Raw genomic sequence first — 25,443 nt, 5'->3', positions numbered from 1 at the left:
ATTAATTATTCTACGGGTGTTGTTGCACAGAAAATCTTTGAGTTTTGATAACTTTGTGAAATTACCAGTCAATCTAAACTCTCAAATCTCAAATCCGCCACTTTGTCTGGCGACTTCCAAAAACCGCTGCACCGCCTCCGTTGGATCGCAGCGCCAAATTAGGGCGATCGCCACAATGCAGGTTGATTCTGGCAAAGATTTGTAAACAACCCCGCTGCGCTGGAAATTTTGCATTGATGCGGGGACGATCGCCACGCCCATCTGGGCAGCTACCAAGCTGATAATTGTCTGCATTTGAATCGCTTCTTGACCGACGATCGGGCTAAAACCTGCTTGCTGACAAAGACTGACGATCGGATCGTACAGTCCCGGAGCTAGGGAACGCGGAAATAAAATGAACGGTTCTGCTGAGAGTTCGCGCAATTGAACAAAAGCGCGATCGGCCCACGGGTGCGTTTCTGGCAGCGCCACGATCAGCGGTTCTCGAAAAACGATTTCGGAATTTATGCCATCTTCCTCGATCGGAGGGCGCACGAAGCCGATATCAATTTGCCCTTCCCGCAGTTGCTGCAACTGTTCGTTAGTGGTGAGTTCCCTCAGTTCGAGTTTGACTGCGGGACACCGAGTGCGAAACGCCTGCAAGATGGCTGGAACTACATTGTGCGCTGCAGAGCTGACAAAGCCGATCGTCAGTTGGCCGAGTTCGCCGCGGCTTGTCTGTTTGCCGAGTTGAATGGCGCGATCGACTTGCTGCAGAATTTTTTGTGATTCCTCAAAAAAAACCTGTCCCGCAGCAGTTAGCACAACCGTCCGCTTAGTGCGGCGAAACAGTTGAAACCCCAACTCTGCCTCCAACTGCTGGATTTGTTGGCTCAGCGGAGGTTGAGCCATGTGCAGTCTTTCCGCTGCGCGAGTGAAATTCAGTTCCTCTGCAACCGCAATAAAGTAACGCAAATGTCGCAGTTCCATAACTTCCAAATCATTGATATTTTAAAAGTATAAGTTGTTAGTTAAAAAGATATTGGACATTGATGATGAGATTTCATACAGTGATTAATAGGCGAGATTGAGAATTAAACAATGGCTAATCTGGATATCAAAATTAGAGAAGCAGAACTTGCAGATTTAGAATTGATTCTGGCTTTTATTTCGCAAAAAAGCGAGTTCGATGGAGCGAGAAATCTGTTGGCCGCCACAGCAGATAAATTGCAGCAAACGTTATTTTGTCAGACTCCGCTAGCGCGGGTATTGTTGGCAGAAGTTGCAGGGAATGCGGTAGGATTTGCTATGTTTTATGCTTCCTATTCAAGTTTGTTGGCGCAGCCTTGCCTGTGGCTTGATGATTTATTTGTGCAAGCTCCTATGCGCGGTATGGGAGTCGGTACAGCTTTGTTGAAATATTTTGCGCAAATTGCTGAGTCCACAAATTGCGGGCGGATTGAATGGACTGTTAATGCTAAGAATGCGCCGGGAATTGCTTTTTATGAGAAGCAGGGAGCGCGGATTTTGGAAAATATTAGGGTTTGCCGTATTGATGGAAGTGCGATCGCCCAACTCGCTAACAAATAATTTGATTGGTTTTGTGAAGAAGGTTTTTTTTTATACCATTTTTCTAAAATCGTGCAACACTCTTCGACCCCCCCTAGCCCCCCCGCTGTATTGCGGGGGGAACAAGAATACTGTTGCATTCTTTTTTAAGATTGGTATTATTAACCGCAGAGAACACAGAGAACACAGAGAAAGAGAAGACAGATTTAGGGTAGTTATCATGGCACAAAATTCTTGGAATACAACTCTTTACGAACAACAGCACGCCTTTGTTTGGCAGTACGGCGAATCGCTTTTGGAGTTACTATATCCGAAGGCGGGAGAACAAATTCTGGATTTGGGCTGCGGTACGGGACAGTTAACTGAAAAAATTGCTCAAAGTGGTGCTTTTGTGCAAGGTATTGATTCATCTTTGTCGATGATTTCCACGGCTAAAGCAAATTATCCTCACATTAAGTTCGCGGCTGCGGATGCGAGGGATTTTTATGTGGAAGAGCCGTTAGATGCTGTGTTTTCTAATGCTGTTTTGCACTGGATCAAGCAGCCGGATGCTGTGATTAATTGCGTGGAAAAAGCGCTGAGGCCGGGAGGGCGTTTTGTTGCTGAGTTTGGCGGTAAGGGGAATGTGGGGGCGATCGCCGGTGCACTTTTGAGCGTTTTGTCGGAAATTGGCTCCGAGGAGCCTGAATCGCTTAATCCTTGGTATTTTCCGAGTATTGGCGAGTATGCTCTTCTGCTGGAAAACCAGGGTTTTGAGGTGGGTTATGCGGTTTTGTTCGATCGCCCGACTCCCCTAGAAGGCGGCAGCGCTGGTATGGTAAATTGGATTGAGATGTTTGCTGGCGGGTTTTTGTCGGGTTTGTCTGAGGAAGTGCGATCGCGCGCAATTCGTACAGTTGAAGAACGTTTGCGGCCCGCCCTTTACCGCGACGGTAATTGGAGTGCAGATTATCGCCGAATTCGCGTTGTTGCTGTCAAGAAATAGTCGGCGCACGTAGAATTAGTCTCTTTGGTATTAAATGAACCGCAAAACTTTTATATGTAGGGTGCACGGCCCGAGCGCACCTTACCGCTATACGCGCGTCAAAGCATTTTTTTCGTATAACTCGAAACCGTATTTTCCAACAGCATAGCAACAGTCATCGGCCCGATTCCTCCCGGCACTGGCGTGATAAATTCGGCTACTGTTTTAACAGCATCAAAATTTACATCTCCGGCTAAACGGCTAGTACCGTCTGGATTGACGACGCGGTTAATACCGACATCAATTACTACTGCTCCCGGTTTGACCATATTAGCTGCAATCATTTCGGTGCGGCCGACGGCGGCGATTAAAATATCGGCTTGGCTGGTAATTGATTCTAGGTTTTGCGATCGCGAATGAGCTACAGTAACAGTGCAATCGGCTTCTAACAGCATCAGCGCCATCGGTTTACCCACCAAAATACTCCGTCCCAAAACAACGGCATTTTTTCCTTTCAAATCAATCTGGTATTCTTGCAATAACCGCATCACTCCGGCGGGAGTACAACTCCGCAAACCTTGCTCACCGCGCACGAGACGGCCTAAATTTACAGGGTGAAGCCCGTCAGCATCTTTGTCGGGGGCAATTTGGTACAGTAGGGAAATTGCATCTAAGTGTTCTGGTAGCGGTAATTGAACTAAAATGCCATCTACTCGATCGTCGGAGTTGAGCGCCTCAATTGCAAGTTCTAGTTCGGCTTGAGTAGCGTTTGCTGGGTAATGCTGGCCAAAGGAAGCTATGCCAACTTTAGCGCAGGCTCGCTCTTTGTTGCGCACGTAAGCCGCGCTGGCTGGGTTGTCGCCCACCATCAGCACGGCAAGTCCGGGAGGACGCCCCATCTGGGGCTGTAGGGCGCGGACTCGATCGCTCAGTTCGCTTTGAATCTTTGTCGCTAAAGCTTTGCCATCTAGTATTTGAGCAGTTTTGGCATCCATTGTAGACTCTGGGTTAGGGGCTGACGATTTTAGATTTTAGCTTAATCCCCGTCAATGATTGCAAAGCAAGAAATTTCTGACTTGCGATCGACTCTGGGGATTCTGTTAGAGTAAGTCGTATCTCCAATCTCAAATCAGTTGACCAATGACTACTGCAATTAATCAAGTTTGGGTTCCAAGATTCTCCATAGGCTCTTTATTGCTAATACTTACCAGCGGTTTGCTCAGTTGTGGCAGTTTACCCATGTCTCAACTCAATCTTGGTTTTAATGTTGCTAGCATTGGCGACATTCAACAAAAGCGCCAAGTCGATGGTGAAGTTTATCTCCGGGGAAAGGTGGAAAATCGCGCTCCGTTTGTGGGGAATGCGGCTTATCAACTTCAAGACGGTACTGGTCAAATTTGGATTTTAACTAACCAAGCTTTGCCTCAGCTTGGCGATGAAGTGTTGCTCAAGGGAGAAGTCCGCTACAAGAGTATCACTCTTAAGGAATTGGCAGGCAAGGATTTAGGTGAAGTTTATGTTGAGGAAATGGAACAATTAAATCGCACTCCAGCGGCTGACAAAGCAAAATAGCTACAGGCTAATTTTTTTTTTCAATAATTAAGTACCTGTATTTCATAAGAATCCAAGGTTTGTAGTTGCGCTTGGGCGCTTTGGCTTTGGTTATTTGTGCTGAAATGCGATCGCGTTTACGAGCTTTTTCCTTTATTTTACAGTTAGTTTAGGGTGAAACAAAGTTTCGACCGGGGCGGGTTTAGGAGCTCTTTCGTTTTGATCGCAGATTAGGGTGAACCCGCCCCTACCACAACTTCTTCCCTCTTCCTTCTTCCCTCTTTTTACCCTGAGCGAAGCCGTTATAGCCTTCCATCCGTTAAATCTGTTACATCCGTTACACAATCCGTTGCCGAACTTCTTTATGACTCAAATTCACGTTGCGATCGCCATTTTATACAAAGACGGCAAGTTTCTCTGCCAGTTGCGGGACGATGTTCCTAATATCAGATATCCCGGACATTGGGCTTTGTTTGGCGGACACTTGGAACCGGGAGAAACTGCGGAAGTTGCTTTGCTGCGGGAATTAGTAGAGGAAATTGGCCATGCTCCTGCAAGTCTTTCTTTTTTCTGTTGCGATGTCGAAGGAGATGTTGTTCGCCATGTTTTTCACTCACAACTTAGTGCGGATGTCAAGGATTTAGTTTTGCACGAGGGTTGGGATATGCAGTTGTTGACAGCCCAGGATATTCGGGCTGGCAAATGCTATTCTGAAAAGTCGGGAGATGTGCGACCTTTCGGCAGTCCTCACCAGCGGATTTTATTGAGTTTTATTGAGTCAATTTGAGACTCTATTGATATTTGTAAGGTGCTTCAGGGCGCACCTTACATGGCAGGGGTTTTAGCAGTTAAGAGCGAGCTGCAATCATTCCCGTTTGGCGTGCGTAGGCAAACAGCCCTCCGGCATCAATCACCGGCCCGACATCTCCTAAAGGCTTGAGGGAGCAAGTGAGATTTTGAGTGTGGTTGATAATTCGATCGCCCGCAAAGTCGATCGTTACTTCTTGGCCTGTTACAAATAAGTCGCAAAGTCGATCGACCGATTCGATCGGGTACAATTCGCCAGTAGCCGAGCAATTGCGAAAGAAAATCCGGGCGTAAGACAAGGCTACCACCGCTGTGACGCCGGCGGCCCCCAGAGCGATCGGAGCGTGTTCCCGCGAGGAACCGCAGCCAAAATTTTCGCCGGCAATGATAATCGGATACCGGGTTTTGGTTTCGCCGGCTTCGATAAACTTGCCGTAGCGATCGGGCAACCCAATCATCGCATAACTGCCTAGTTTCTCGTACTCGTCCGGCTTCGAGGGAACCAGGGTCAAGTATTCGGCCGGGATAATTTGATCGGTATCGATGTTGTCGTCTACAACAAAAATTTGACCGCTAATTACTTTACCCATAGTTTATTTCCGGTTGGCGAGAGCTCGATGCTGTGGTGATAATTTTAAGTGGGATCGGTATGCAAAATTTGCACCAGTTCATTTTAACCTGGCAGTGTCAGTGATAACCTGTATGAGTGAAAATCAGATCCGAGACTTTGGGTTAACAAATATACAGATTGCTAAGCGTCAAGATAGTTTTATGGCGAATCCAATAGATGATATTGCTCGACAAGCTCGCGAGGGCTCCGTTGCATCGATTATTCAAATCCTTAACGACCAACTGGCACAGGTAGGTGTCCGAGCCCGAGCCGTGTTTGCTTCCGGGGTGCTGCAACTGCTGTGCGAAGCTGCAACACCCCAACTGCTCGAACAGTCTAGTTTGGTCGATCGAGTCCGAGAAATTTTGGAGGGCCTTTCGCCCCGCAATATTCACCGAGTCAACATCAACAGCCGGCTTGTCCGAGAACACCAACTGCTGTGGCTCGAAGAAATTAGCCGCGATCCCGAGAATCAACTGCTGTGGTCTCAAGAAATTAAACTCAGAAAGCCGAATTTGTTCAAGCGTTTGGCCCTTTCCTATCACGAGCGCCAAGCTAAAGGCAAGCGGGCTTTGCCTAGAATCGCTGCACCTCGATCGATGCAGCAGCCGCGGCAATTTCAGCGGGGTATCGTCGGTGGCGTCAGCTTGACCGTGCTGTTGCTGGCCGCCGCCATCTACAAAGCACTCAATTCCCCAGTCCCAAACAGCACAGCAGCCACCACCCAAGCCGTTGCCACTGCCACTCCGAATCCGGTAACACCTGAATCGAAAATTTCTAAGGAGACTGCGAATTCTGCTGTTGACTCTTTTGCACAAGCTGTGCGAATAGCCGAGCAAGCAGCCACCGACGGCAAAACCGCTCAATCTCGCGAGGATTGGTTAGTAGTAGCGACTAAGTGGCAGCAAGCTTCGGATTTGATGGCCGCCGTGTCCCCCAACCATCCCCGCTACAGCACTGCTGTCAACCGGACGGCACTTTACCGCCAAAATAGCGATAAAGCCCAACTGGAAGCACAAAATAAGTAAGCAGGGAAGTCGGATAAATTTAACAATAGAACTGGCAAGCGCGTCTCTTCGAGCTGCGATAGATGAGTTTTTGAGCAAAAACTCCGACACTCTCAGGTCTGCTATGACGGGAAATTTTTTAATTTTTAATTTTTGCGATCGCAGTCACTCGATCGCCTGATTTGTATCACAATAAAAATTTACCAGGATCACAAACTTAAATAGGAAACATCACAGAGTCAGGAGAGGGGTGTCACTAAGCGGTCTCAAGAAAAGCTTCATACTAAAATAACGGCCAAAATTAGTGGGAATGGGATTTATCCTCATCAGGTAAAGGATGCAAAGTTCATTCCGTACAGATATAAGGGTAGAAAACAGCAAAATAAAAAATAAAAATAGGTCATATCTGGGTATTTTTCACAGATCTAGTGACCTGCCAACGGGCGGAACTAACACAGAAAGCAGGCTCATAACAGTCAAACCGACTGTTGTGGATAGGTTCTATATATCCAGCGCGAGCCTGCTCAAACATCTTAAAATAAAGGCTTCGTTGCCATGATCGATTACCAGGGAAATCAAGATTTTACTCCGATCGACCGATCGCTGTCAGAGTCTTGCACTTTGCATCTACCACAAATCGCAGAACCAGTATCAGTCCAAAAATTTCTGGATCGTCTTATGCAGTACCAGGTCGATCCTGCCCTTCTGGGGCGGCAAATTTACCAAATTCTCGCGACCAGCTTAGATCGAGAAATCCTGCTGCTACAAATAGCCAATACTTTGGGGGCGGCCTTGGGGGCAGACTGCTGTGTGGTTGCTGCTGCGGTTGACCAGAAAGTAGTAAATCCGAATGCTTGGTGGCAAAGTCGAACCGACGATCGCCCAAATGCTGCCGTTGCTGCTGATTCAACTCCAACACCGGAACACTCTCAAACCACAAGATTAGAATCGCCTAGCATATCACCCGAACATCCCGTCTTGGCTCCTGTGCTAGCAGACGGCGAGATAGTGGCGATATCAGACTATCTGGAGAGTGCTGCTGCTTCATCGCCCAATTCCCCTGTGACACCGCTGCCTTTGCGGGCAATTTTAGCAGGGCCTGCGCGATTTGGAGGGGCTGTAAATGGGATGATGATTGTTGGTAAGTCGCAACCTCACGAGTGGTCGGCAGCCGACCGGCAGTGCCTAGAAGCAGCATCAGACGCGATCGGCATCGCGATTTCTCACATTCAAAAAACTCAAGAAATTGCCACTTTAAACCAACAGTTACAGCGACAAGCTCAATACAAAAATCTCCTCGGCTCAGTCGCTGCCGCGATCGACACCAGTTCAGAAGCCGATGGAATTTTGCAGCAAATTATTGAAAATACCGTCGATACCCTGGCAGTAGATAGAGGTCAAATCCTGCTGTTGAAATATACAGACCCTCTCTTTAAAAATCGCTCTACCAACAATCAAACGCCCAAAGCAAAAGTCGAATTAGTTTGCGAATCCGCTCTCAAAAAAGATGCAAACAAACAGACAATAGCAGAAAGCGATGCGGGGAAAAAAAGCACGAGTGCCAAAACAAAAAACAAGGAGAAAACTGCCAATTCCAAATCGAAAATCCCCAACTCAAAATCAAATAACTCTCCCGCTTTTTGGCTGTCGGAATCTAGCTTGTTCGAGCAAGCATTCCACAGCGCACCCCAACCTCTCGCCCTCGCTGACGCAGGCGAATCGATCGACAACGAACCAGAAACCGCGGCAGAAATCTTGAAACTCCAAGACATTCGCGCCCTGTTGCTGGTTCCCCTCACGGGCGCCAACGGAGACGAAACCGTCTTGGGGTTCTTGGTTTTGCAGCACTCCGAACCCCGCCCTTGGCTCAAAGAAGAATTGGAAGTTGTGCAATTAGTCGGAACTCAAGCGAGCAGGGCGATTATCCAAACTCAGACGCTCAAGGAAGCGCAAACCCTAGTCTCAGAAAGAAGCGCTCAGTTGCAGCAAAGTCTCGACCTGCAGGAGAAACTCTACGAACAATCTGCCATTCAACTAGAGCAAGTGCGCAAATTGAAGCTGATAAAAGACGAGTTTCTCAGCACTATGAGTCACGAGTTGCGCACCCCTTTAACAATCATGAAGCTGGCGATTCTGATGCTAAAACAAGCTGAACAGCAGTCAGCAAGTCGGGCTAAGTATCTCGACATTCTAGAGCAGCAGTGTTCTAAGGAAACCGCTCTGGTTAACGATTTGCTAGCCCTCAAGCAGTTTGAGCCCCAGCAAGTCCCTATTTCTCTCATCAAAATCGATCTCAAGCGTTTGATTCAAGATTTAGCTGGGGATTTTGAGAAACAGTGGGCGGATAAGGAATTGACTCTGAAGGTGGATTTGCCGAAGTTGGCCCCTTGCTTGGAAACCGACCAGGACAGTCTCAAGCGGGTGCTGCTGGAACTGCTGACGAATGCTGGAAAATACTCGGCTTCTGGAAATGCGGTGGTTTTGGAGGCGTCTGAGGCGGCCGGCTCTATTGTCTTGAGCGTCTCTAATTTCGGGCGCGGCATTTCTGCTGCTGATTTACCCCACATCTTTGACAAGTTCCGCCGCGGCACTGGCATTACTGACCAAGCGATCGCCGGTACGGGTTTGGGTCTGGCTCTGGTAAAGTGTTTAGTAGAGCACTTGAATGGTACTATTGATGTGTCTAGCACTCCGGCAGAAAGTTCAGAAGCTGACGAGTTGTGGCGCACATCTTTTACTCTGACTTTGCCGCAATTTCCAGCGAAACTCTCTAATCTAGAATAATAGTTTGGTTGAGAAGCGGCTCTTAATTGACAGCGAACCGGCGAAGACTTGCCTTGATAGGGAGATTTGGAAATGTGGCAAACGTTGCCCAATCCTCCTTTTTGACCTTTGAATTTCAAAGGTGGTACCCGCCAGGGACTTGCATCCGTGGAATCAATCCAAAATCTTCAACGCTCATCCTTGCGTCCCCCGCATTTATCCGTGGGGTCGCCTCTAAAATCTTCAATGCGAAAATCGCGCAATCGATTGACTTGTTTGTCTGGTTGCCCGTATAAATTGCCGCTCGTCCGCAAAACTTTTGCTAGTATTTGCTGCTGATTGCTCGCATATTGTAGGTGTCTTGATGGGGTACTCGATTTGGCGATCGGAGTTTTTTCGCCACAGCCTACCCGCACTCCCTGTAACTTCTTGAGTGCGGGATCTGGGAGAATTTTATTATTTTTTCATAGTATTATAATATTATATATAAAATTAGTAGGTTGGCTGGCAGAAACTGATAGGATTATAGTTGTAATAAGTAGCATTTTTGGATTGGGTACTTCCTGAAATATTAACAATTTTTAATATTTACTGTGTTTACAAGGTAATATAACATAGGTTAAAATTAGTCTATTATTTTAGCCATCAGAGATGGCGTCAATTTGGGGTGTTTTGAGGGCAAAGTCTGATAAGTTTAACCGCGAATTGAAGGTAATTAGTTGGTGGGTTCCCACCAACTTTCATCAGTTCGGATCGATCGGTCAACGTTTGATAAATTTATGACCCACATGAAAAACATCTGCCAAAAACTTGCCGTCGCAGCAGCCAGTGGTGCGATCGGTTTTGCAGCCCTTGAAACGCTCCCTGCCAAAGCAGCTTCGTTCGCACTGGGAAATTCCACTACCCCACTATTGATTGAATTTTCTGGTAATGTAACGTTCGATGGAACGAATCAAGCGTCTATGGGACTTGACGAGCTTGATTCGTTCCAAGCCACATTCCGCTACGTTATTTCACCAACTTCCTATGAAGAAGGAACCTGGGACAAGAACGATCTTTCTAGCTTTAGTTTTTACTTCAATCCGCTGACAATCGACGATCCACAGTCTCCTTCAGCTCCGGATCGATCGGCCTTAAGGCTTGAAGCAAAGAACTCAAGAGGCGCAACTTTGTCGGTGAGGCCAGAAAGTGCTGGCTTCGTTACGGCCTATCTTCCCATAGAATGTCCGCCCGGAATTCCGCCTGGGATTAAGGATTGCGGGTACTTTTCTGGCTTTCGCGTGGGAAGAGGGGCTGTTTACCGCACAGCCGACGACTCGACTCCCGCACCGGTACCGGAGGGGACTGTAATTCCCGGCTTAGCTTTGGGAATAGGATGGTTGATTCAAAAACGCAAGCATCTGGCTGTGAAATAAACTGACGGTGTTTGGCTGTAAGTAAATTCCGCATTTGTCGGGTATTTCTATCTGAGCCGATCGCTTGCTGCAATTTCCAGTTAAAATCGTTGCGGTGCACCTCAATAGATCGCGACGAATCTTATGCTCACAAAAGCTGCACCTAAACTCCTGCGTTGGCAACGTTCTAAATATTCGCCGCTGGCACGACAAATAGACGTTTTTGCTGCGGCGGCAAAGTTTATGTTTTTTTTGTGGTGGGATGGACTGCTGCAAAATAATTCTCCTCATACTAGAAGAATTCGCGCCCATTGGTTGGTCAATACTTTGCTGGATTTGGGCCCGACTTTTATTAAAATCGGGCAGTCTCTCTCGACTCGGGCGGATTTGCTGCCCCTGGAGTACGTGAAGGAGTTGGAACAATTGCAGGATCGGGTTCCTGAGTTTAGTTCCGAAGAGGCGATCGCTCTTGTAGAATCAGAGTTAGGCAAGGATATTTATGCTTTGTACCGCGATTTTGACCCGTTGCCACTGGCTGCTGCGAGTCTGGGACAGGTGCACAAAGCGAGGCTGCACACCGGGGAAGATGTGATTGTGAAGGTGCAGCGTCCGGGTTTGGAAAGTTTATTTGATTTGGATGTGAAGGCGGTGCGCCAAGTGATGCGTTTTTGCGATCGCTATTTGCCTGGGACGCGCAAGTACGACCTAGAATCTCTTTATCACGAATTTTTTAAGATTTTATATCAAGAAATTAACTACGTGCAAGAAGGTAAAAATTCCGATCGCTTCAGCCATAATTTCCGAGAATATCCTCAGGTTATTGTCCCGAAAGTCTACTGGCAATACACTACTAAAAAAGTGCTGACTCTAGAATACGCACCAGGCATTAAGGTGGACGACCGCATTAGTTTAGAGGCGATAGGAGTAGATATTGCGAAGCTCAATCAACTAGGAATTTGCTGTTATTTGAAACAGTTGTTAATTGACGGTTTTTTTCAAGCTGACCCGCATCCGGGAAATTTGGCGGTGACAGAAGATGGCAGCTTAATTTTTTACGATTTTGGGATGATGGCTGAGGTTAAGTCTCTGGCTAAAGACCAAATGGTTAAGACTTTTTTTGCTGTGATGAGAAAGGATGCTGACGAGGTACTCAATACTTTAATTACGATCGGCTTGGTTGAGCCGATGCCGGATATGATGCCGGTACGCAGGCTGATTGCTTTTCTGTTGGATAAGTTTATTGATAAGCCGATCGACTTTCAAGCTTTCAATGAAATTAAGAACGAACTGTACATCATGTTCGAGCAACAACCGTTTCGCTTGCCCGCAGAAATGATGTTTATTGTCAAGTCGGTGACAACTCTCGACGGCATTGCTAGAACTCTCGACCCTAACTACAATTTCCTATCATGCGCTCAGCCTTTTGTCAAGAGTATTGCAGTGAGCAAGGGGCGGGGAAATGCGCTCGGAGAATTGGCTCTTCAAGCGCGAACTTTTATCACCTACAAGTTGCGACAGCCGAGCAAATCGCAAGTTTTCCTCAAGCGTTTGGAGCAGCGGATAGAAGATGGGGAGCTGCAAATTCGAGTCCGCAATAGTTCGAGCGATCGCGCCCTCAAACGCATCAATCTCGCCCTGAAAACTCTGATTTTTGCCTGTGTGGCGGGTTTTGCGCTGCTGTCGGGTGCGGTGCTGCTGGTGGGCGGATATCAAACGGGGGCGATCGTAGCTTTTGCGGTTTCCGGATGCGGCGGCTTGTTTGTGCTGCGTTCTTTGTTAGATTTGTTGGTGAGGGAAAGGCTCGATAAAATGGCTGAAAAATAAATATGCTGGGGAATGGGTAATGGGGAATTGGTAATGAGTAATATGGTTTCCGCGGGCCTCAAAATAATAATTTTCCGATGGAGCGTGCGAGCGTCCTTCCCACATTCAAATAAAATTAAGTTAAACTCAATTCAAGCCAAATTATCCACCGCTCGGCAATGGCAACCCAAAATCAAATTCTGGAACAGCTCAAAATTTTAGAAACACTCTATAACCGAGGCGAAGTGAGCGAAGTTGTAGAACGAGCGCTCCAAAAAATCATCGCCCACGAAATTGCGATTGCTCAACAACAAGTGGCAGAACTAGAAACAGATTTAAAGCAATACGAAAGCCAGTATCAAATGTCATCCGCTGAATTTTACCCAAAATTTAGGGCTGGACAATTAGGAGATGATATCGATTTTGTCGAGTGGAGATCTTTTTATCAAATGTGGTCTTCTGTTCGAGAACGCTTGCAGATTCTTCTCTCTAATTCCCAAGCATGATATCAGATAGATCCAGAGTAAATTTACTTGATTTGATAAATGTAAGCATCATCAATGTACCTATGATTGATGCTTTGATTCGTTATCCGTCTCCCTGAGAAACTTGATTTGAAACGTTGTTGTAACTCACGCAATCCCTGAATTAATTCATCTTTGACGCTGACTGCTACAAGGGCTGTCCAATCAATTTTCAATTCTGGCTCTACCTCGCGAAAGACTGATAGTATTTCGTGGTAAGTTTTAAGTGGGCCTTTCTTATCATATGAAGGTGATGTGAGCATCAATCGCCAGCTTTCCGGTTCTGGTGCGTAGATCCAGAGAGCAGAATCAACTGATACACCTGCTGCATTAAGAGCGTCTATTAGTCTTTGACCTTCTGCTATTTCTTGACTTACCAATGTTGCTGTACCCATTGTAAAACTCCGTGATTTGGGTCGGTAATTGCTGAGTAAATATCGAGGGCTTTTTGTTTGTCGTGTTTTTGGTAACGGCTTTCTTCTGACCAGTCTTTAAGAACTACCCATGCAGTTAAAAAGTCTACATCTTTTAGCAGAGTTTTTAATTCTGAATCAAGTTTAGCAACTTTAACCAGTTTTTCTAAATCGTGGGTGTAACTGTCGAAAACAGTTTTTTTGTCAGGAAAGTCGAATTTCCGGGTTTGTTTGGCAATGCCAGCTTTTAAAGCGCATTCTATGACATAACCGCTGAGATAGTAAGCACCAGAGTATTGACGATTTTCGAGCAGCACTTCTACTTCTTTAAGTCGAGTGAGTGCGATGTTTTGCAAATCTCGTCTATTCACAAATTTAGCTTGCCTCCATGAAATCAGCAACAAGACCGGGCAGTTGAAACCGCGTCTGGATTTATAGCAACCGCCACATCGGTCAGGACATAAATAACTTCATGAATAGAGCCGATACCCGTACTGCATCAATGATTTGATTCCCGTTCTGCAACTGTCAACTGTCCCAGGTCAACTGTCAACTGCTATACAATTATCCAATACGAGAGGAAATTAAACCCACCAAAAGCAAAAATGATACCTAGCGTGTGGATTGGGCTTGTTGCCTTCACCAGTTGCTAGATATCATTTTGATATCAGAGTTAAATTTTCAATACCCCCAGGGGAATTCGAATCCCCGTCGCATCCGTGAAAGGGATGTGTCCTAGGCCTCTAGACGATGGGGGCGCGTTTTGCGTTGCGTTTGCTTGTGTTCCGCACCTTTATTACCTTAACTAATCTTTCTGAATTTGTCAACTACTTTGCGAAAGTTTTTTTCTAGTCGTCCGAAAGTTGCTCGCAGTAGGCTTTGAGGATGGCGGCGCAGTTGCCGATCGCCCCCAAGCGAGCAATCTCAAACCCGTGGGTGTTCTGCGTGGGGAAAGCCAAACAAGCGGCGCGGGCTACATGGCCGAACTTCATGGCGATCGAAGCATCGCTTCCAAAACCGCTAATTACCGCCAACTGCACCTCTACATCGGCTGCTGCGGCTGCTGCGCGCAATTGAGCGTTCAATCCTTCATCGTAAACTCCGTAGCCGTCCTGAACCAGCAAAACTGGGTTTTCGCCGTCGTCGATCGGGTATTCTGGCGCTAGAGGGCAAATTTCCAAAGCAATCAGCGCGTCCAACGGCTGGCGCTGCGTAAAATACAAAGCCCCGATCGCCCCAACCTCCTCCTTCGCCGACGCCACCAAATAAACATTCACCGCAGGCTCTTGCAAACATTCCGCCAGAGCCAGCAAAATCGCCACAGAAGCCTTGTTGTCGAGGGTGTAGCTCGCGATCCAATCCTTCAACCGCAGCGGGCGCTTGCGGTGCTTTCCCACCACCATCCGCGTGCCCGGGCGAATTCCCGCCTCGGCTAATTCCTCGGCGGTACATTTAGTTTCAATCCAGGCATTTTCCCACTTTAAAGAAACATCTTCCTGCTGAGCTTTTTGGGGGGATTCGTGAGAAACGTGGCGGCTCCCGAAGCTGAGAATGCCGCTAATTGTTTGCTTGTCGCCCAACAAATCGACAACGCCTTCGCCGTAAACCCAAGGAAACGCACCGCCCAACCTGCGAACTTCGACGCGCCCGCTCTCGCCTATTGTTTTAACTAGGGCACCTATTTCGTCTTTGTGGGCGGTAATGGCGATCGACCTTTCGGGATTGCGGCCCTTAATTAGGGCGATCGCATTGTCAGCGCGATCGATCCAAGCATTCACTCCCAGGGCGGCGAACTTTTCCATCAACCGCTGGTTAATTTCCGACTCCGCACCGCTGGGGGAGTGCAGCATGACTAATTCTTCGATTGTTTGGAACAGGCGATCGAACTCTAACATTTTTGATTCCCGCGTTTTGGAGCATATTTTGACATATATTAAAGCAGATTTATTCTGTCTAGCAATCCTATTTTCTGAAGTGAACCAGATTGGTTTTTCAATAAACCGTAAAGGCGACAGAGGAATGTTTAAAAATTTGCCCACCTTCGCCACCAAAGAAACTGGGTTTCTGATACCTTTGCGCGCCGCTCTCAGAAACCGGGTTTCTTGCGATATTTCTCGTTCCTCTTCGCAAAACTCGTAGAAACCCGGTTTATTCCGATATTTCTCGTTACCCAACCCAAAACTCGTAGAATCCCGGTTTCTCGCCCTGCGTCAGATATAAAGCTGTCCGAAATGTTATTATGAAAATGAATAAATCTAAATATCCCTATGATTATCAATAAATTAGTGCAACTCTTACAGCGCAAAATTAGAGCAAAAAAGTTAGGCATAAAATTTAACAGAGTTGCTAGCTTTCAATTGCCCGATCATTTGCTTGTACAAGGAAAGCGCCATCAAGTCAACGTGCCTTCAGAGAAAGGCATGGACGGAGAATTTATAGAAGTGCTTTTAGACGACTGCTACGGAGTCGAACAATTATCCCAATCGCTGAGGACAATTATTGATATTGGAGCCAATGTCGGGTTATTTCCGATTGCTGCGAGGAACAGGTTTCCCCAGGCGGTGATTCACGCCTACGAAGCTAATCCCAACTTGGAAATTTACCTCAAACATCAATCTGAAATCGCAAATTTTACGTATTTTATGGAAGCTTTAGGAGACCGAGATGGTAAAGTAGTGCTGGATATTCGGGAAGTCTCGGGAAAAACGCGATCGACTGTCAGCGACAGTGGCGACGTACCGATGATATCGTTGAAAAGGGCGATCGAGCGAATGGGCGGCAGCGTCGATTTAGCCAAAGTAGACTGCGAAGGTGCAGAATGGCTGTTATTTGAAGACCGAGATACTTGGCAACTCGTGCAAAACCTGTCTTTAGAATATCACTTGTGGTCTGGTCACACTCACGCCGAAACCCGACAAGTTATTGAAAATTTAGGATTTCGGGTCAGAAAGCAAACGCCAATAGATAAATGGTACGGCTCCATCTTAGCATCCCGAACCCCCAACCCTAAATAAGGTTGGATCGTTCGGACTTCAGTCCTCAGATTTTAGAGAGGAGTGAAGTCCGATGCTGCGAACGAATAACATAGCTAGCATTAAATCTGTTCTTCACCTTGATTAAAACTGTGCATTCCTTGATTTTCCTCGACGCCAACAACAGCATCTTCGGGAATATTGAGGATGCCTGTGAATGGTTCTTGACTTGCTTGCAAAGCTTGTTCCTTGTTTTTCCGCTGGGCTATTTCCCGCTGCAACTTGTCAATTATCCGTTGAAAATGAGCTGCTTGTCTGACCATCTCCTGTTCGGAAAAGTCCAGCAATTGAATCAGATTTGCCACTTGATATTCCAAAAATTGCCTTTCATAAATATTGTTATGAAAGGCAATTTTTTCAGGATTTGCTGATGGATGAAATACAAATTTTGTGTCAGTCATAGACAGGGCTGTTTTGACACTAAGTGCCAAATGTCTAAACATTACAGCGGTGTTGGGGGGAATTTTAACTTTCATAAACATCAGTACAGCAAACAAACTTCCCGACTCTAGAAGTCCCCCAAATCCCAAGACAGACTTGACTCGGTAGGGAATAATTAAGGAATCTTGTTCTGGAATAAAGGGGCTGCCTTTTGCCTCTGATACGTGAAAAATATTTAATGGTGCGGGTTCTAATTGCAGGAATCTTTCTCGCTCGATTCCGAGGACTGTAGGAATGTCTAAACCGAAGTGCCGGATTATTTCGGAAATCGCCGGGATTTTAGCTACTAATTCGGCGCTAACTAACGGAATCGCTGTATTTTCTGCTGCTGTGTGCCGAGAATTCCAGTGCGGTTCTTGGCCTGCTGCTGCTAGCAGAGTCCAGCATTTCATGTCGGGGGCGGGGGAATTGCCGTTCATCAAGCGGCGGGCAGATTGTTGCAATGAGTCTTCTAATTCCCCGTAGGGATGAGTTTTGAACAAACGCACTAAGGCACAAGTATTTTCTCCCGTTTGCGAATCGCAAAAATGTTGGTAAATATACTTGACAATTTTCTTGCTGCTGGCTTCCATACTAGCAGCGTTTCTACCGAACTGGCGCAGGACTAAGCTGCATTTCGCCATGTCTTGCGGGGTAAATAGGGTAATATCGTACATTGAAAAACGCTCTCCCAGAGCTCAAACACTCTTTTTCATTTATCGTTAAGACCGTTACCCCATCCGGAATCCTACTGAGAGTTTTTCCAAGTGTTAGTTAAAATACGTACAAAATTGGTCTGGAAAATGCAGCGGTTGTAAGACTGAGGGACAAAATCTCTCCCGTAGGGTGCGCCACAAGCACAGAGAAGCCGATGTATAGTGTTTGAAAGGATTTTTTATGCTGACTCGCGCACAGAAATTAAAGAAACGGGACTTTTCTACTGCGGTGACGACCAAAATCAAAGAGGTTCCATCGTTCCGACTTCAGTCCTCAGGAAAGGAAGGACTGAAGTCCTCACTACCAACCTCTCTTTTATAAGTAGATGCTTTGTGCAAAACTTTTAATCATCCCAAACGGCTCTACTGGGCTGGTTGAGACTTGGCTTGCAGAGCATCTTTAGCCGACAATCCCTGATCTTGAATGCCAAAATACCACAAACTAGCAGCAGCTTCGGCGCGAGTCACGGATTTCTTGGGCTGAAACAGAGTTGTAAAACCAAAAACGCGGCGAATATTCGCCAAATCTCCATTGTTAAAATCAGCTAAAACTGCCCGCGACGCCTGGGAATCAATCTTAGAAGCATCTTGAAAACCCCATTTTTCTTTCACTCCGTCAATGTTAGCTGTGGGCAAAACTTGACGAGTATCTAGCGGTACTTTCCAGAGAATCATTGTTTCGCGAGTTAAAGGTGCATCCGGGCGAAATTTCACGTCTTTAGTTTCTCCTGAAAGCGAACTCGGAATTACACCTGCTTCTGCTAAACCTTGAATTGCTGAAAAATCTGGGTCTGTTTTGGGTATGTCAGAAAAGGCTGGTTCGCTAGAGTCTACTGCTAATCTAATTTGTTTGGCTTGACGGCTAGCATAAATTTGATTGTTTGCTGCTACTAACCAGCGGGCGTATTCGCGGCGAGTGACAATTTTGTTGGGTTCGGGTAAAGTGCTGCCTGTTTCTAAGTTAGCATTTTTTTTCGCTCGCACTTTCAGCACTTCCAACTGAGCCAAATCTGCCACATACTGCTGCAACTGTTGAGGAATTTGAGTGTCTAGTTGGCTAACTTTTGCTGATTTTGGCGAAGCCGATGGGGTTGGAGTAGTTCCCTCTGAATTGGATGGAGTTGGTGAAGCGGTTGGAGATGGGCTAGACTCGGAGTTGTTAGGTTGGGGACTGGCAGCAATTTCTGGGCCCTCTTTGCTGTAGTCGATCGCAAATTCTGTAGAACCTCCTACTTTCTGAGTAGGAGAAAGCGACACTGTTACGCGCAATTTATCTCGGGTTGCGACTAAAGAACCTTGTCCGTCGGGGGTTGGGAGGCTGACTATTTGCCAGTTGCGACGCCCAAATTCTAACTGATAAAAGTTCTGAACCGAATTAACCGGATCTGTGCTCTCCCAGCGCAGCCGCACGTTTTTTGGCGACGCATCGGTTTGAGTGCCAACTTCGATTAACTGAGCATTAGGATAGAGTGGAATCTCTGTCGGGAAATCGTCCGGGAGTTTGGCGGTAGAGTTTGTCTCAACTGCTGTCGCTGGCGGTGGGGAAGAGAAAACCACTGGATTTTGTTGTAATTTCGGATCGGCGGCTACAGATTCTTCGAGTGCCTTGCTGTTGGGGCTGTTTGCGCAAGCTGTGACAGCAGCCAGCAGACACACAGCTAGCCAAGTATTTGCAGCAGCGAGTATATTGGTTTTACTGGTTTTACGGGTTCGATCGGGCGATCGCCCGATCGACTTGCGTTGCCGTTGAGTAAATATAGTATTCAGCATAAATCCCTCGTTTGCGGATATATTTCTAGGCTAGCGCAGATCGATCGGACCAATATAATTATTACCCAAATGAAATTGCTGCATATAATTCTAGTTACTGCTACATTACTTGTCTGTGGCCTCAAGTTTGCCAGTCCCGCAAAAGCTGAAGCAGCCCCGCTGCGGGCGTCACTTCTGACGCCGGAGTGGCTGCCGTTTTGCTCAGCCCAGGGTCAGTTTGCGATCGATATGCCGGGAACTCCCAAAATTAATACTGAAACTTTTTCAACTCAAATTACCGCTCATACATACAGATCGATATTAAAAAACAAAGAAACTTATTTACTTCAATACTTTGACCTAGATTTTCGGCTCAGCAACAATAATATCAAAATTACTTTAAATAATGCCGTTGATTTGTTTGTCGTGGCGGCGAATGCTAAATTGCTGCAAGTCCGGGATATTTCCCTGGGCGGCTATCCGGGAAAAGAGTTTGAGTTTCAGCCGCTTTCCCCCAAAGAACCTGTAGGTGTAGGTCAAGTTTTTTTGGTGGAAACGCGCGTTTACGGGCTGGTTGTCACTACTCCAGAACCAGAAAATGCTCAAAAATTTCTCGACTCTTTTCGTTTGTATTGAAGAAGGCAGTTCGGCAACGGATGTCAGTCATTGGTCATTGGTCATTGGTCATCAGTCATCAGTCATCAGTCATCAGTCATCAGGAAAAATTCGTTTTGAGTGGCGAGCGAATCTATTAATAAAACTTACGTTTTTGAACTTGGTGTCTCTGAAAATAGTAGCTTGGGTAACTAAAAATATCGGGATCAACCTGATTGATGATGAAGAGTGCGTCCCGGAATAATTAAGTTAAATTTAATCTAATACCCGTTTGAAAAAAGAATGCAACTGCTTTGTCAGCTTCAAACCCATATTCAGTAACTAATCTCCAATCGCAAATCCTTCGACACTCCGACAAGCGAGCGCGATCGCGCCGAATTCTCAAATCGAAAATCTCAAATCTCAAATCGTTCGACGCTCGCGATCGCGCCGAATTCTCAAATCGAAAATCTCAAATCTCAAATGCTATAAGACCTTATTTGGTTTTTTGTACTCTATCTAAGGACAGAGGTAAATTTTACACCTGTGGAGCGATGTAGCGGATTCCTCAATTTTATATGTTTTATATAAGGCTATTTAGAGAGCAGAAAGCAGCAACTAAAATTCAGTGTGGCTTAATCTAGCTCAACGAAGTCTGGCTCATTGAAAGCTTACCCGGAGGGTATTAACATATTATGAAGAAACTAACACCAATTATTATCAGCGGCCTCCTATTATTTGGAGCTGCTGCTTGCAGCGAGGGGGCTAAAACTAGCGCAGATGCTCCTAATTCTACCACAGAAAATGTCAAGAGCCCGCCCCCAGCCGAGAATGTTCAAAAAACTCAGTCAGACGCCACTAGCGATGTTCGCAAAGCACAAGCAAATTCTGATATCAGGGCCAGAGAACAGCGCAACAACGCGACGGGCGGCGATGCAATCAGAGCCGATGGCGATCTGAAAAGTGAAGTTCGTTCTAAGTTGGAAGTGAACATTACTAAAGGTCAGCTAACTGTTGACGCAAAAGACGGGGCTGTTACCGTAGGCGGTACAGTACCAAATCAAACTGATTTAGCTAAAATAGAGCCGCTAGCTAAAGAGATTAAGGGTGTAAAAAGCGTGAATGTTACGGCTGTTGTCGCCCCCGCTGCACCCGCCGCATCGCCTAGCAAGTAATAAATTGGAAGGAAGTTCGGCAACGGATGGGGTAACGGATTTAACGGATGAATATTGAGGGAACGTTGGGCAGTTTATAATTGCTTTAAAAGCGGCTCGTAACAGTTAGGTGACTCTTCCGGGTAGCGGGGTTTTAATTTAAAGAATTTAAGATTCACGCACTCTAAACTCCCACTCAAAACTCGCCTAATACCCGCAATTTTCTCTTCCAAGTTTCTGATTGCCAAGGCCTGATAATTAGGGTAAACCGGCCTGAAGAGAGAGACCCAGGTTATTCCCACCGACCGATGAAAAATGTGGGGAAAAAATGACTAAATGTGATTGATGGCAGCAAGCAGAGCAGAAATTCTGTAGTTGTGTAAAAACAGTATATTTTGAAGGAGAAAAGAAATGGCTTTAGGTCAACACAAACGGGCTGTAGGAGCGTTTTCTAATTACCGCGATACGGAACTAGCCTTGATGGAACTGCAAAGTACCGGCTTTCCGATGAATAAGGTTTCGGTAGTTGGAGAAAATCTCAATGGCAGCTCCATTGCGGGCGCTAGTGCTGCTAAGAGTACCGACGAGAAAGTGGGCGGCGGCGCGAAAGCTGGCGCGACGGCGGGAGTCGTGACGGGCGGTTTGATCGGGTTGCTGGGCAGCATTGGGGCGCTGGCGATTCCGGGAGTTGGCCCGGTGATGGCGGGGGGCGCGATCGCCACTCTGCTGGCTGATACTGTAGTCGGAGGCGCGATCGGGGCTGCTGCGGGCGGTTTGGTCGGCGGTTTGGTCGGTTTGGGTGTTCCCGAAGGCAAAGCTAAAGTTTATAGCGATCGCGTCTCGCGCGGAGAATATTTGGTATTCGTAGAAGGAACAGATGCCGAACTTGCCACAGCCGAAGGAATTATGAGCGTGCGGGGCATTCACGATTGGGCCATTTACGATGTGCCGGCAGATACCGGCCGCAGAGCGATGGCCCGCGACAAGCGCGCTGTGGGCGTGTTTTCCACCCGCCGCGAGACGGAACACGCGCTAGGAGAACTTAGAGCTGCTGGTTTCGACATGGATCGGGTTTCGGTCATCGCTAAGGATGCGGATTCTAAAGGGGATATCGCAGGGATTGACGTGCAGGGAAGCGCGGAAAACAAGGCCGATGAAGGGGCGACTAAGGGCGCGCTCACAGGCGGCACGCTGGGCGGTTTGACTGGCTTGTTGGTAGGTCTCGGCGCGCTGGCAATTCCGGGTATCGGGCCGATTATGATGGCTGGAGCCGCAGCTACGACGATCGCCACTACACTCGCCGGTACTGCTTTGGGTGCGGCGGCTGGCAGCTTGATCGGAGCTTTAGTCGGTTTGGGAATTCCGGAAGAGGAAGCTAGAGCATACAACGATCGGGTGGCGAGGGGAGATTACTTGGTACTGCTTGACGGTAGCGAAGCAGAAGTCGCTAAAGCTGAAACCATTCTGAGCCGCGGAGGCATTCAGCATTGGAACACCTACGACTATCCCAGCGTGGATACCGCTCGGGCTGATTACGGCGCTCCCGGCACTCCTGGCGTTGATACTACGGCTGGTATCTACGACCCCAATCAGGGTCTGACCGGCAACCGTCGGGTTTGATACACTTGAGACTTTGTTTGGGTGTTGTTTCTACGGACGGCACGGTAGCGGCACTGGCGCACTCGGATTGTGCAGGGCGTAGGCGTTTAGCGCAATGCCTGTAATATTATCTCAAAAGTCGGCTTTTTTTATGAAAGCCGGCTTTTGTTTTGTTGTGGAAACTTAAAAAAAGCGATCGGTTAAAAGTTGAATTTTGAGAGTGCGAGCTGGGCTTTGCGTCGGCCCGTCGATCGGCTCTATAAATTTTTACAGCAGAAATCCGCAGCGGTTTTTAAGTCTGTAACACTCACTACTCCTCGATCGCAAACTCCGCAGTATTATCAAATTTGATGACATTAATTGCAGCAGATATTGCTTGGTTAGTCAAAGAGCGACTATCTTTAATTATGGGGCAGCTAATTTCAGCAACTTAATACAGGTGAAATAGCCCGTCCCGCGCGCCCAGGACGGCCGGAGGCGGTCGGCAACTATTAGAATAATATTGTCGTCCCCGGAGGGCAAGACTTAGGCTGGTCATTGGTTGGCTGTAGCAGGCCAATTGCCGTTGGCAAAACCTGCGGCATGAATACAGTTTTTCTGGGAATGCCTCAGCGAAGCACCCTTTAAGCCCAGGAACAGCTTTTATGTCCGGGAGCGCGTCTGGTGTCGGGCGTTCTGTTAATTAGAACCGCAAGCGCTCATGGATCGAGTAAACATTAACAGCAAACACAGCAGCGCGGGAGTACGGGAACGGCTCGCGGCGCTTTTTTTCGGGAAATCTCAGGCGAATGGCAGCGTATTGTTTGCGGAGCCTGCGACTCGCTCAGCACTCGCCCGGAAACAGCCTTCCTGTTGGATTTCACGCGGAGCGCAGCACAGTGGGGGGGGTGACACTAGCTGAGATGACCGGGCGGAGGCTTTCATGGGCGCTCGAACATATAAGGCAGAAAGTAGAAGACTTTCGGGGTTGAAGCTTCGAGATATGGTTTCTTTCTGGCACTCATAAATTCGATCGCCCGTACCGGCAATTTTTTGGGTCAGAAGGCGGCGCGGATGCTGCCCGCAATACCCCAAATAGGCGATCGACCAAGACTCGATCGACAACTTCTCGGTATTTTAGTAAATGGTTAGTAGTTAATAGTTAGGGATTAGCAGTTAGTCTCGATATAACTAACAATTAACAACTCACCTCAACCGCCAGCTAATTAATAGCAAAATAAGACTTACAGGACTTACATACTGGAGCGATAAACTCGGTTTATTCATACAGTAATACCCCGCTGACCAACCCCATATTTTTACGATAAACCGGGTGGCTTTTCGTAAGTTATAGGTAAATTAGCATGGTGATGCTAGGAATCAACCAGTTTTGATAATTGTTAATGTGGTAGTATTGGTTTAAAAACAGACTGGCAAACACGAAAATACAAACTTTCCGACAACATAGAACATCGAGAAACTAAGGAAACTCACTCACTTTTTTTATGAATTTCACTGAAATTTTAAGTGCCGATGAACTTTTAACTAGACATAGAAACGGGGAACGAGATTTTCGAGGTGCGAACCTCATTGCAGCTCATTTGATTGAAGCTAATCTCAGTCGCACAAATTTGAGCAGCGCTAATTTGAAAGGGGCCAACTTAATTAGAAGCAAACTAATTGGAGCAAATTTAAACGGCGCCGACTTGAGCGGGGCTAATTTATCTAAGGCAAAATTAATTGAAGCTAACCTCGGCAGTTCTAGTTTAACTGGAACTGTGGCGATCGGAGCAGATTTTAGCGGAGCAAATCTCAGCGGAGCAATATTGTCTCGCGCTGACTTGAGCAAAGCTGTGATGACTGGAGCGAGTTTAGTAGGAGCTTGTTTGCTCAGCGGCTCGAAACTAACTGAAGCTAATTTGAGCGGGGCGACGCTGAGCCGAGCCATTATGAGCGGGGTTGATTTAAGCAGAGCAAATCTAACTAGAGCGATTCTCAGCGAAGTAGATTTGAACGGGGCGAACCTGAGCGGTGCAACTTTAATTCGGGCTTATCTCAATCGCGGAAATCTCGGTGGCGTCAACTTGGTTGGGGCGATTTTGGGCGAAGCAAGTCTGCGGGAGGCTTGTATTTGCGCTGCTAATTTGAGCGGTGCTGATTTGAGCGGTGCTGACTTGCAATCCGCTAATTTAAATGGATCTAATTTGAGCGGTGCTGACTTGAGTCGAGCTAATTTGAGTAAAGCCAATTTGAATGGTTTGATTCTGCACAATGCTGATTTGAGGGGTGCAAATTTGAACAAAGCTTCTTTGCGGGGAGCTAATTTGAGCGGTGCGAATTTGTCGGGTGCTAGCTTGCTGGAAGCGGATTTGCGGGGGGCGAATTTGAGCCGCGCCAATTTGTCGGGAGCGGGTTTGCTGCTGAGTTCTCTGACTGGGGCAAATTTGACAGGAACTAATCTGTCGGAGGCTAATTTGATTGGGGCGAGCTTGAATGTTGCTAATTTAAATCAAGCGGCTTTGGGCGGGGCGATTTTGCCGAATGGAGCTACTCACAGCCGGGATTGATGGGTTGATTAACGGAAAATAGTTTTGAGTTTTAAGTTGTGGGGGGCGGGTTTATATAGATTGTTGGCGCGAGTTAGATATTGTTGGTAAAACCCGCCCCAACAAAATCCGGGTAGATGTAGGGGCGGGTTTTACCAACAATCATTGCCAATTATCAACAATCTCTCAAACCCGCCCCCACCCAACCATAAATCACAATGTACATTTTTCCGAAGCAATGCAAATTTGAGGTAGATGTGGGCGTAAGGT

General features: G+C 47.0%; 25 protein-coding genes and 1 tRNA gene. 15 read left to right on the top strand and 11 right to left on the bottom strand.

What is annotated here, in order from left to right; all coding sequences use genetic code 11:
* Positions 1-81 precede the first annotated feature (81 nt).
* Entirely contained in the window at positions 82-969 is an 888-nt protein-coding gene (locus QUB63_RS09305; protein WP_332944643.1) for a LysR family transcriptional regulator, read from the bottom strand.
* 111 nt (positions 970-1,080) lie between these two features.
* Between QUB63_RS09305 and QUB63_RS09300 the strand changes: the two genes are divergently transcribed.
* Together QUB63_RS09300 and QUB63_RS09295 are read left to right on the top strand one after the other, a co-directional pair.
* Positions 1,081-1,569 carry a GNAT family N-acetyltransferase gene (locus QUB63_RS09300; RefSeq protein WP_332944642.1) on the top strand — a complete coding sequence of 163 codons (489 nt, stop codon included), beginning with the start codon at positions 1,081-1,083 and terminating at the stop codon, positions 1,567-1,569.
* On the top strand, positions 1,454-2,533 hold the full coding sequence (locus tag QUB63_RS09295; protein ID WP_442921770.1) for a class I SAM-dependent methyltransferase: 1,080 nt from the start codon (positions 1,454-1,456) through the stop codon (positions 2,531-2,533). The genes QUB63_RS09300 and QUB63_RS09295 overlap by 116 nt, the downstream gene beginning before the upstream one ends.
* Positions 2,534-2,631: 98 nt before the next feature.
* On the opposite strand, the gene folD is transcribed toward QUB63_RS09295, so the two are convergent.
* The gene (gene folD / locus QUB63_RS09290) at positions 2,632-3,507 is read right to left on the bottom strand and encodes a bifunctional methylenetetrahydrofolate dehydrogenase/methenyltetrahydrofolate cyclohydrolase FolD (protein WP_332944641.1); all 876 of its coding nucleotides are present in this window, start codon (positions 3,505-3,507) and stop codon (positions 2,632-2,634) included.
* A gap of 145 nt (positions 3,508-3,652) precedes the next feature.
* Here folD and QUB63_RS09285 point away from each other — a divergent pair, with 145 nt between their 5' ends.
* Together QUB63_RS09285 and QUB63_RS09280 are read left to right on the top strand one after the other, a co-directional pair.
* Positions 3,653-4,084: a DNA-binding protein gene (locus QUB63_RS09285; RefSeq protein WP_332944639.1), complete on the top strand. Its 432-nt coding sequence runs from the start codon at positions 3,653-3,655 to the stop codon at positions 4,082-4,084.
* 343 nt (positions 4,085-4,427) lie between these two features.
* The gene (locus tag QUB63_RS09280; protein ID WP_332944638.1) at positions 4,428-4,850 is read left to right on the top strand and encodes an NUDIX hydrolase; all 423 of its coding nucleotides are present in this window, start codon (positions 4,428-4,430) and stop codon (positions 4,848-4,850) included.
* A gap of 61 nt (positions 4,851-4,911) precedes the next feature.
* Here the strand turns inward: QUB63_RS09280 and QUB63_RS09275 are convergent, their stop codons facing one another.
* Positions 4,912-5,460, bottom strand: coding sequence for a LeuD/DmdB family oxidoreductase small subunit (locus QUB63_RS09275; RefSeq protein WP_332944637.1), 549 nt, complete (start codon positions 5,458-5,460; stop codon positions 4,912-4,914).
* 181 nt (positions 5,461-5,641) lie between these two features.
* On the opposite strand from QUB63_RS09275, the gene QUB63_RS09270 reads away from it, so the two are divergent.
* Positions 5,642-6,508 (top strand): hypothetical protein, encoded by an 867-nt coding sequence (locus QUB63_RS09270; protein WP_332944635.1) that lies wholly within the window; start codon positions 5,642-5,644, stop codon positions 6,506-6,508.
* A 534-nt stretch (positions 6,509-7,042) separates the two neighbouring features.
* On the top strand, positions 7,043-9,271 hold the full coding sequence (locus QUB63_RS09265) for a sensor histidine kinase (RefSeq protein WP_332944633.1): 2,229 nt from the start codon (positions 7,043-7,045) through the stop codon (positions 9,269-9,271).
* Between the two features lie 167 nt (positions 9,272-9,438).
* On the opposite strand, the gene QUB63_RS09260 is transcribed toward QUB63_RS09265, so the two are convergent.
* A complete protein-coding gene (locus QUB63_RS09260; protein WP_332944632.1) occupies positions 9,439-9,666 on the bottom strand; it encodes a hypothetical protein in 228 nt (75 codons plus the stop codon).
* 363 nt (positions 9,667-10,029) lie between these two features.
* On the opposite strand from QUB63_RS09260, the gene QUB63_RS09255 reads away from it, so the two are divergent.
* From QUB63_RS09255 to QUB63_RS09245, 3 genes are all read left to right on the top strand, one after another.
* On the top strand, positions 10,030-10,665 hold the full coding sequence (locus QUB63_RS09255; protein WP_332944631.1) for a hypothetical protein: 636 nt from the start codon (positions 10,030-10,032) through the stop codon (positions 10,663-10,665).
* Between the two features lie 123 nt (positions 10,666-10,788).
* On the top strand, positions 10,789-12,468 hold the full coding sequence (locus tag QUB63_RS09250) for an ABC1 kinase family protein (protein ID WP_332944630.1): 1,680 nt from the start codon (positions 10,789-10,791) through the stop codon (positions 12,466-12,468).
* A 158-nt stretch (positions 12,469-12,626) separates the two neighbouring features.
* Positions 12,627-12,953, top strand: a complete 327-nt coding sequence (locus tag QUB63_RS09245) for a hypothetical protein (protein ID WP_332944629.1) — start codon at positions 12,627-12,629, stop codon at positions 12,951-12,953.
* Positions 12,954-12,976: 23 nt separating this feature from the next.
* Here QUB63_RS09245 and QUB63_RS09240 read toward each other — a convergent pair whose 3' ends face one another.
* The 4 genes from QUB63_RS09240 to QUB63_RS09225 form a co-directional block, all read right to left on the bottom strand.
* On the bottom strand, positions 12,977-13,366 hold the full coding sequence (locus QUB63_RS09240) for a hypothetical protein (RefSeq protein ID WP_332944628.1): 390 nt from the start codon (positions 13,364-13,366) through the stop codon (positions 12,977-12,979).
* On the bottom strand, positions 13,345-13,755 hold the full coding sequence (locus QUB63_RS09235) for a HEPN domain-containing protein (RefSeq protein WP_332944626.1): 411 nt from the start codon (positions 13,753-13,755) through the stop codon (positions 13,345-13,347). Before QUB63_RS09235 ends, QUB63_RS09240 begins: the two co-directional genes overlap by 22 nt.
* A 314-nt stretch (positions 13,756-14,069) precedes the next feature.
* A tRNA-Glu gene (locus QUB63_RS09230) sits at positions 14,070-14,142 on the bottom strand.
* 90 nt (positions 14,143-14,232) lie between these two features.
* Positions 14,233-15,279, bottom strand: a complete 1,047-nt coding sequence (locus QUB63_RS09225; protein ID WP_332944783.1) for a M42 family metallopeptidase — start codon at positions 15,277-15,279, stop codon at positions 14,233-14,235.
* Between the two features lie 372 nt (positions 15,280-15,651).
* On the opposite strand from QUB63_RS09225, the gene QUB63_RS09220 reads away from it, so the two are divergent.
* Complete coding sequence (locus tag QUB63_RS09220) at positions 15,652-16,398, top strand: FkbM family methyltransferase (protein ID WP_332944625.1); 747 nt, start codon at positions 15,652-15,654, stop codon at positions 16,396-16,398.
* An 80-nt stretch (positions 16,399-16,478) separates the two neighbouring features.
* Here the strand turns inward: QUB63_RS09220 and QUB63_RS09215 are convergent, their stop codons facing one another.
* On the bottom strand, positions 16,479-17,513 hold the full coding sequence (locus QUB63_RS09215) for a histidine kinase (RefSeq protein ID WP_332944624.1): 1,035 nt from the start codon (positions 17,511-17,513) through the stop codon (positions 16,479-16,481).
* A gap of 402 nt (positions 17,514-17,915) precedes the next feature.
* Positions 17,916-19,322: an S-layer homology domain-containing protein gene (locus QUB63_RS09210; RefSeq protein ID WP_332944622.1), complete on the bottom strand. Its 1,407-nt coding sequence runs from the start codon at positions 19,320-19,322 to the stop codon at positions 17,916-17,918.
* Between the two features lie 69 nt (positions 19,323-19,391).
* Between QUB63_RS09210 and QUB63_RS09205 the strand changes: the two genes are divergently transcribed.
* The 4 genes from QUB63_RS09205 (at position 19,392) to QUB63_RS09190 (ending at position 22,669) form a co-directional block, all read left to right on the top strand.
* On the top strand, positions 19,392-19,937 hold the full coding sequence (locus QUB63_RS09205) for a hypothetical protein (protein ID WP_332944621.1): 546 nt from the start codon (positions 19,392-19,394) through the stop codon (positions 19,935-19,937).
* Positions 19,900-20,160 carry a hypothetical protein gene (locus QUB63_RS09200; RefSeq protein WP_332944792.1) on the top strand — a complete coding sequence of 87 codons (261 nt, stop codon included), beginning with the start codon at positions 19,900-19,902 and terminating at the stop codon, positions 20,158-20,160. The genes QUB63_RS09205 and QUB63_RS09200 overlap by 38 nt, the downstream gene beginning before the upstream one ends.
* 430 nt (positions 20,161-20,590) lie before the next feature.
* A complete protein-coding gene (locus QUB63_RS09195) occupies positions 20,591-21,070 on the top strand; it encodes a BON domain-containing protein (RefSeq protein WP_332944620.1) in 480 nt (159 codons plus the stop codon).
* Between the two features lie 390 nt (positions 21,071-21,460).
* On the top strand, positions 21,461-22,669 hold the full coding sequence (locus QUB63_RS09190) for a general stress protein (protein ID WP_332944619.1): 1,209 nt from the start codon (positions 21,461-21,463) through the stop codon (positions 22,667-22,669).
* A 759-nt stretch (positions 22,670-23,428) separates the two neighbouring features.
* Here QUB63_RS09190 and QUB63_RS09185 read toward each other — a convergent pair.
* The gene (locus QUB63_RS09185; protein WP_332944618.1) at positions 23,429-23,752 is read right to left on the bottom strand and encodes a hypothetical protein; all 324 of its coding nucleotides are present in this window, start codon (positions 23,750-23,752) and stop codon (positions 23,429-23,431) included.
* Positions 23,753-24,132: 380 nt separating this feature from the next.
* On the opposite strand from QUB63_RS09185, the gene QUB63_RS09180 reads away from it, so the two are divergent.
* Entirely contained in the window at positions 24,133-25,194 is a 1,062-nt protein-coding gene (locus QUB63_RS09180; protein ID WP_332944617.1) for a pentapeptide repeat-containing protein, read from the top strand.
* Positions 25,195-25,443: the final 249 nt, after the last annotated feature.

Origin of the sequence: Microcoleus sp. ARI1-B5 (genome assembly GCF_036705795.1) — a bacterium.
Lineage (GTDB): Bacteria > Cyanobacteriota > Cyanobacteriia > Cyanobacteriales > Microcoleaceae > Microcoleus.
Note: the sequence above shows the minus strand (reverse complement) of the source record. Positions and strands in the feature narration are given on the sequence as shown.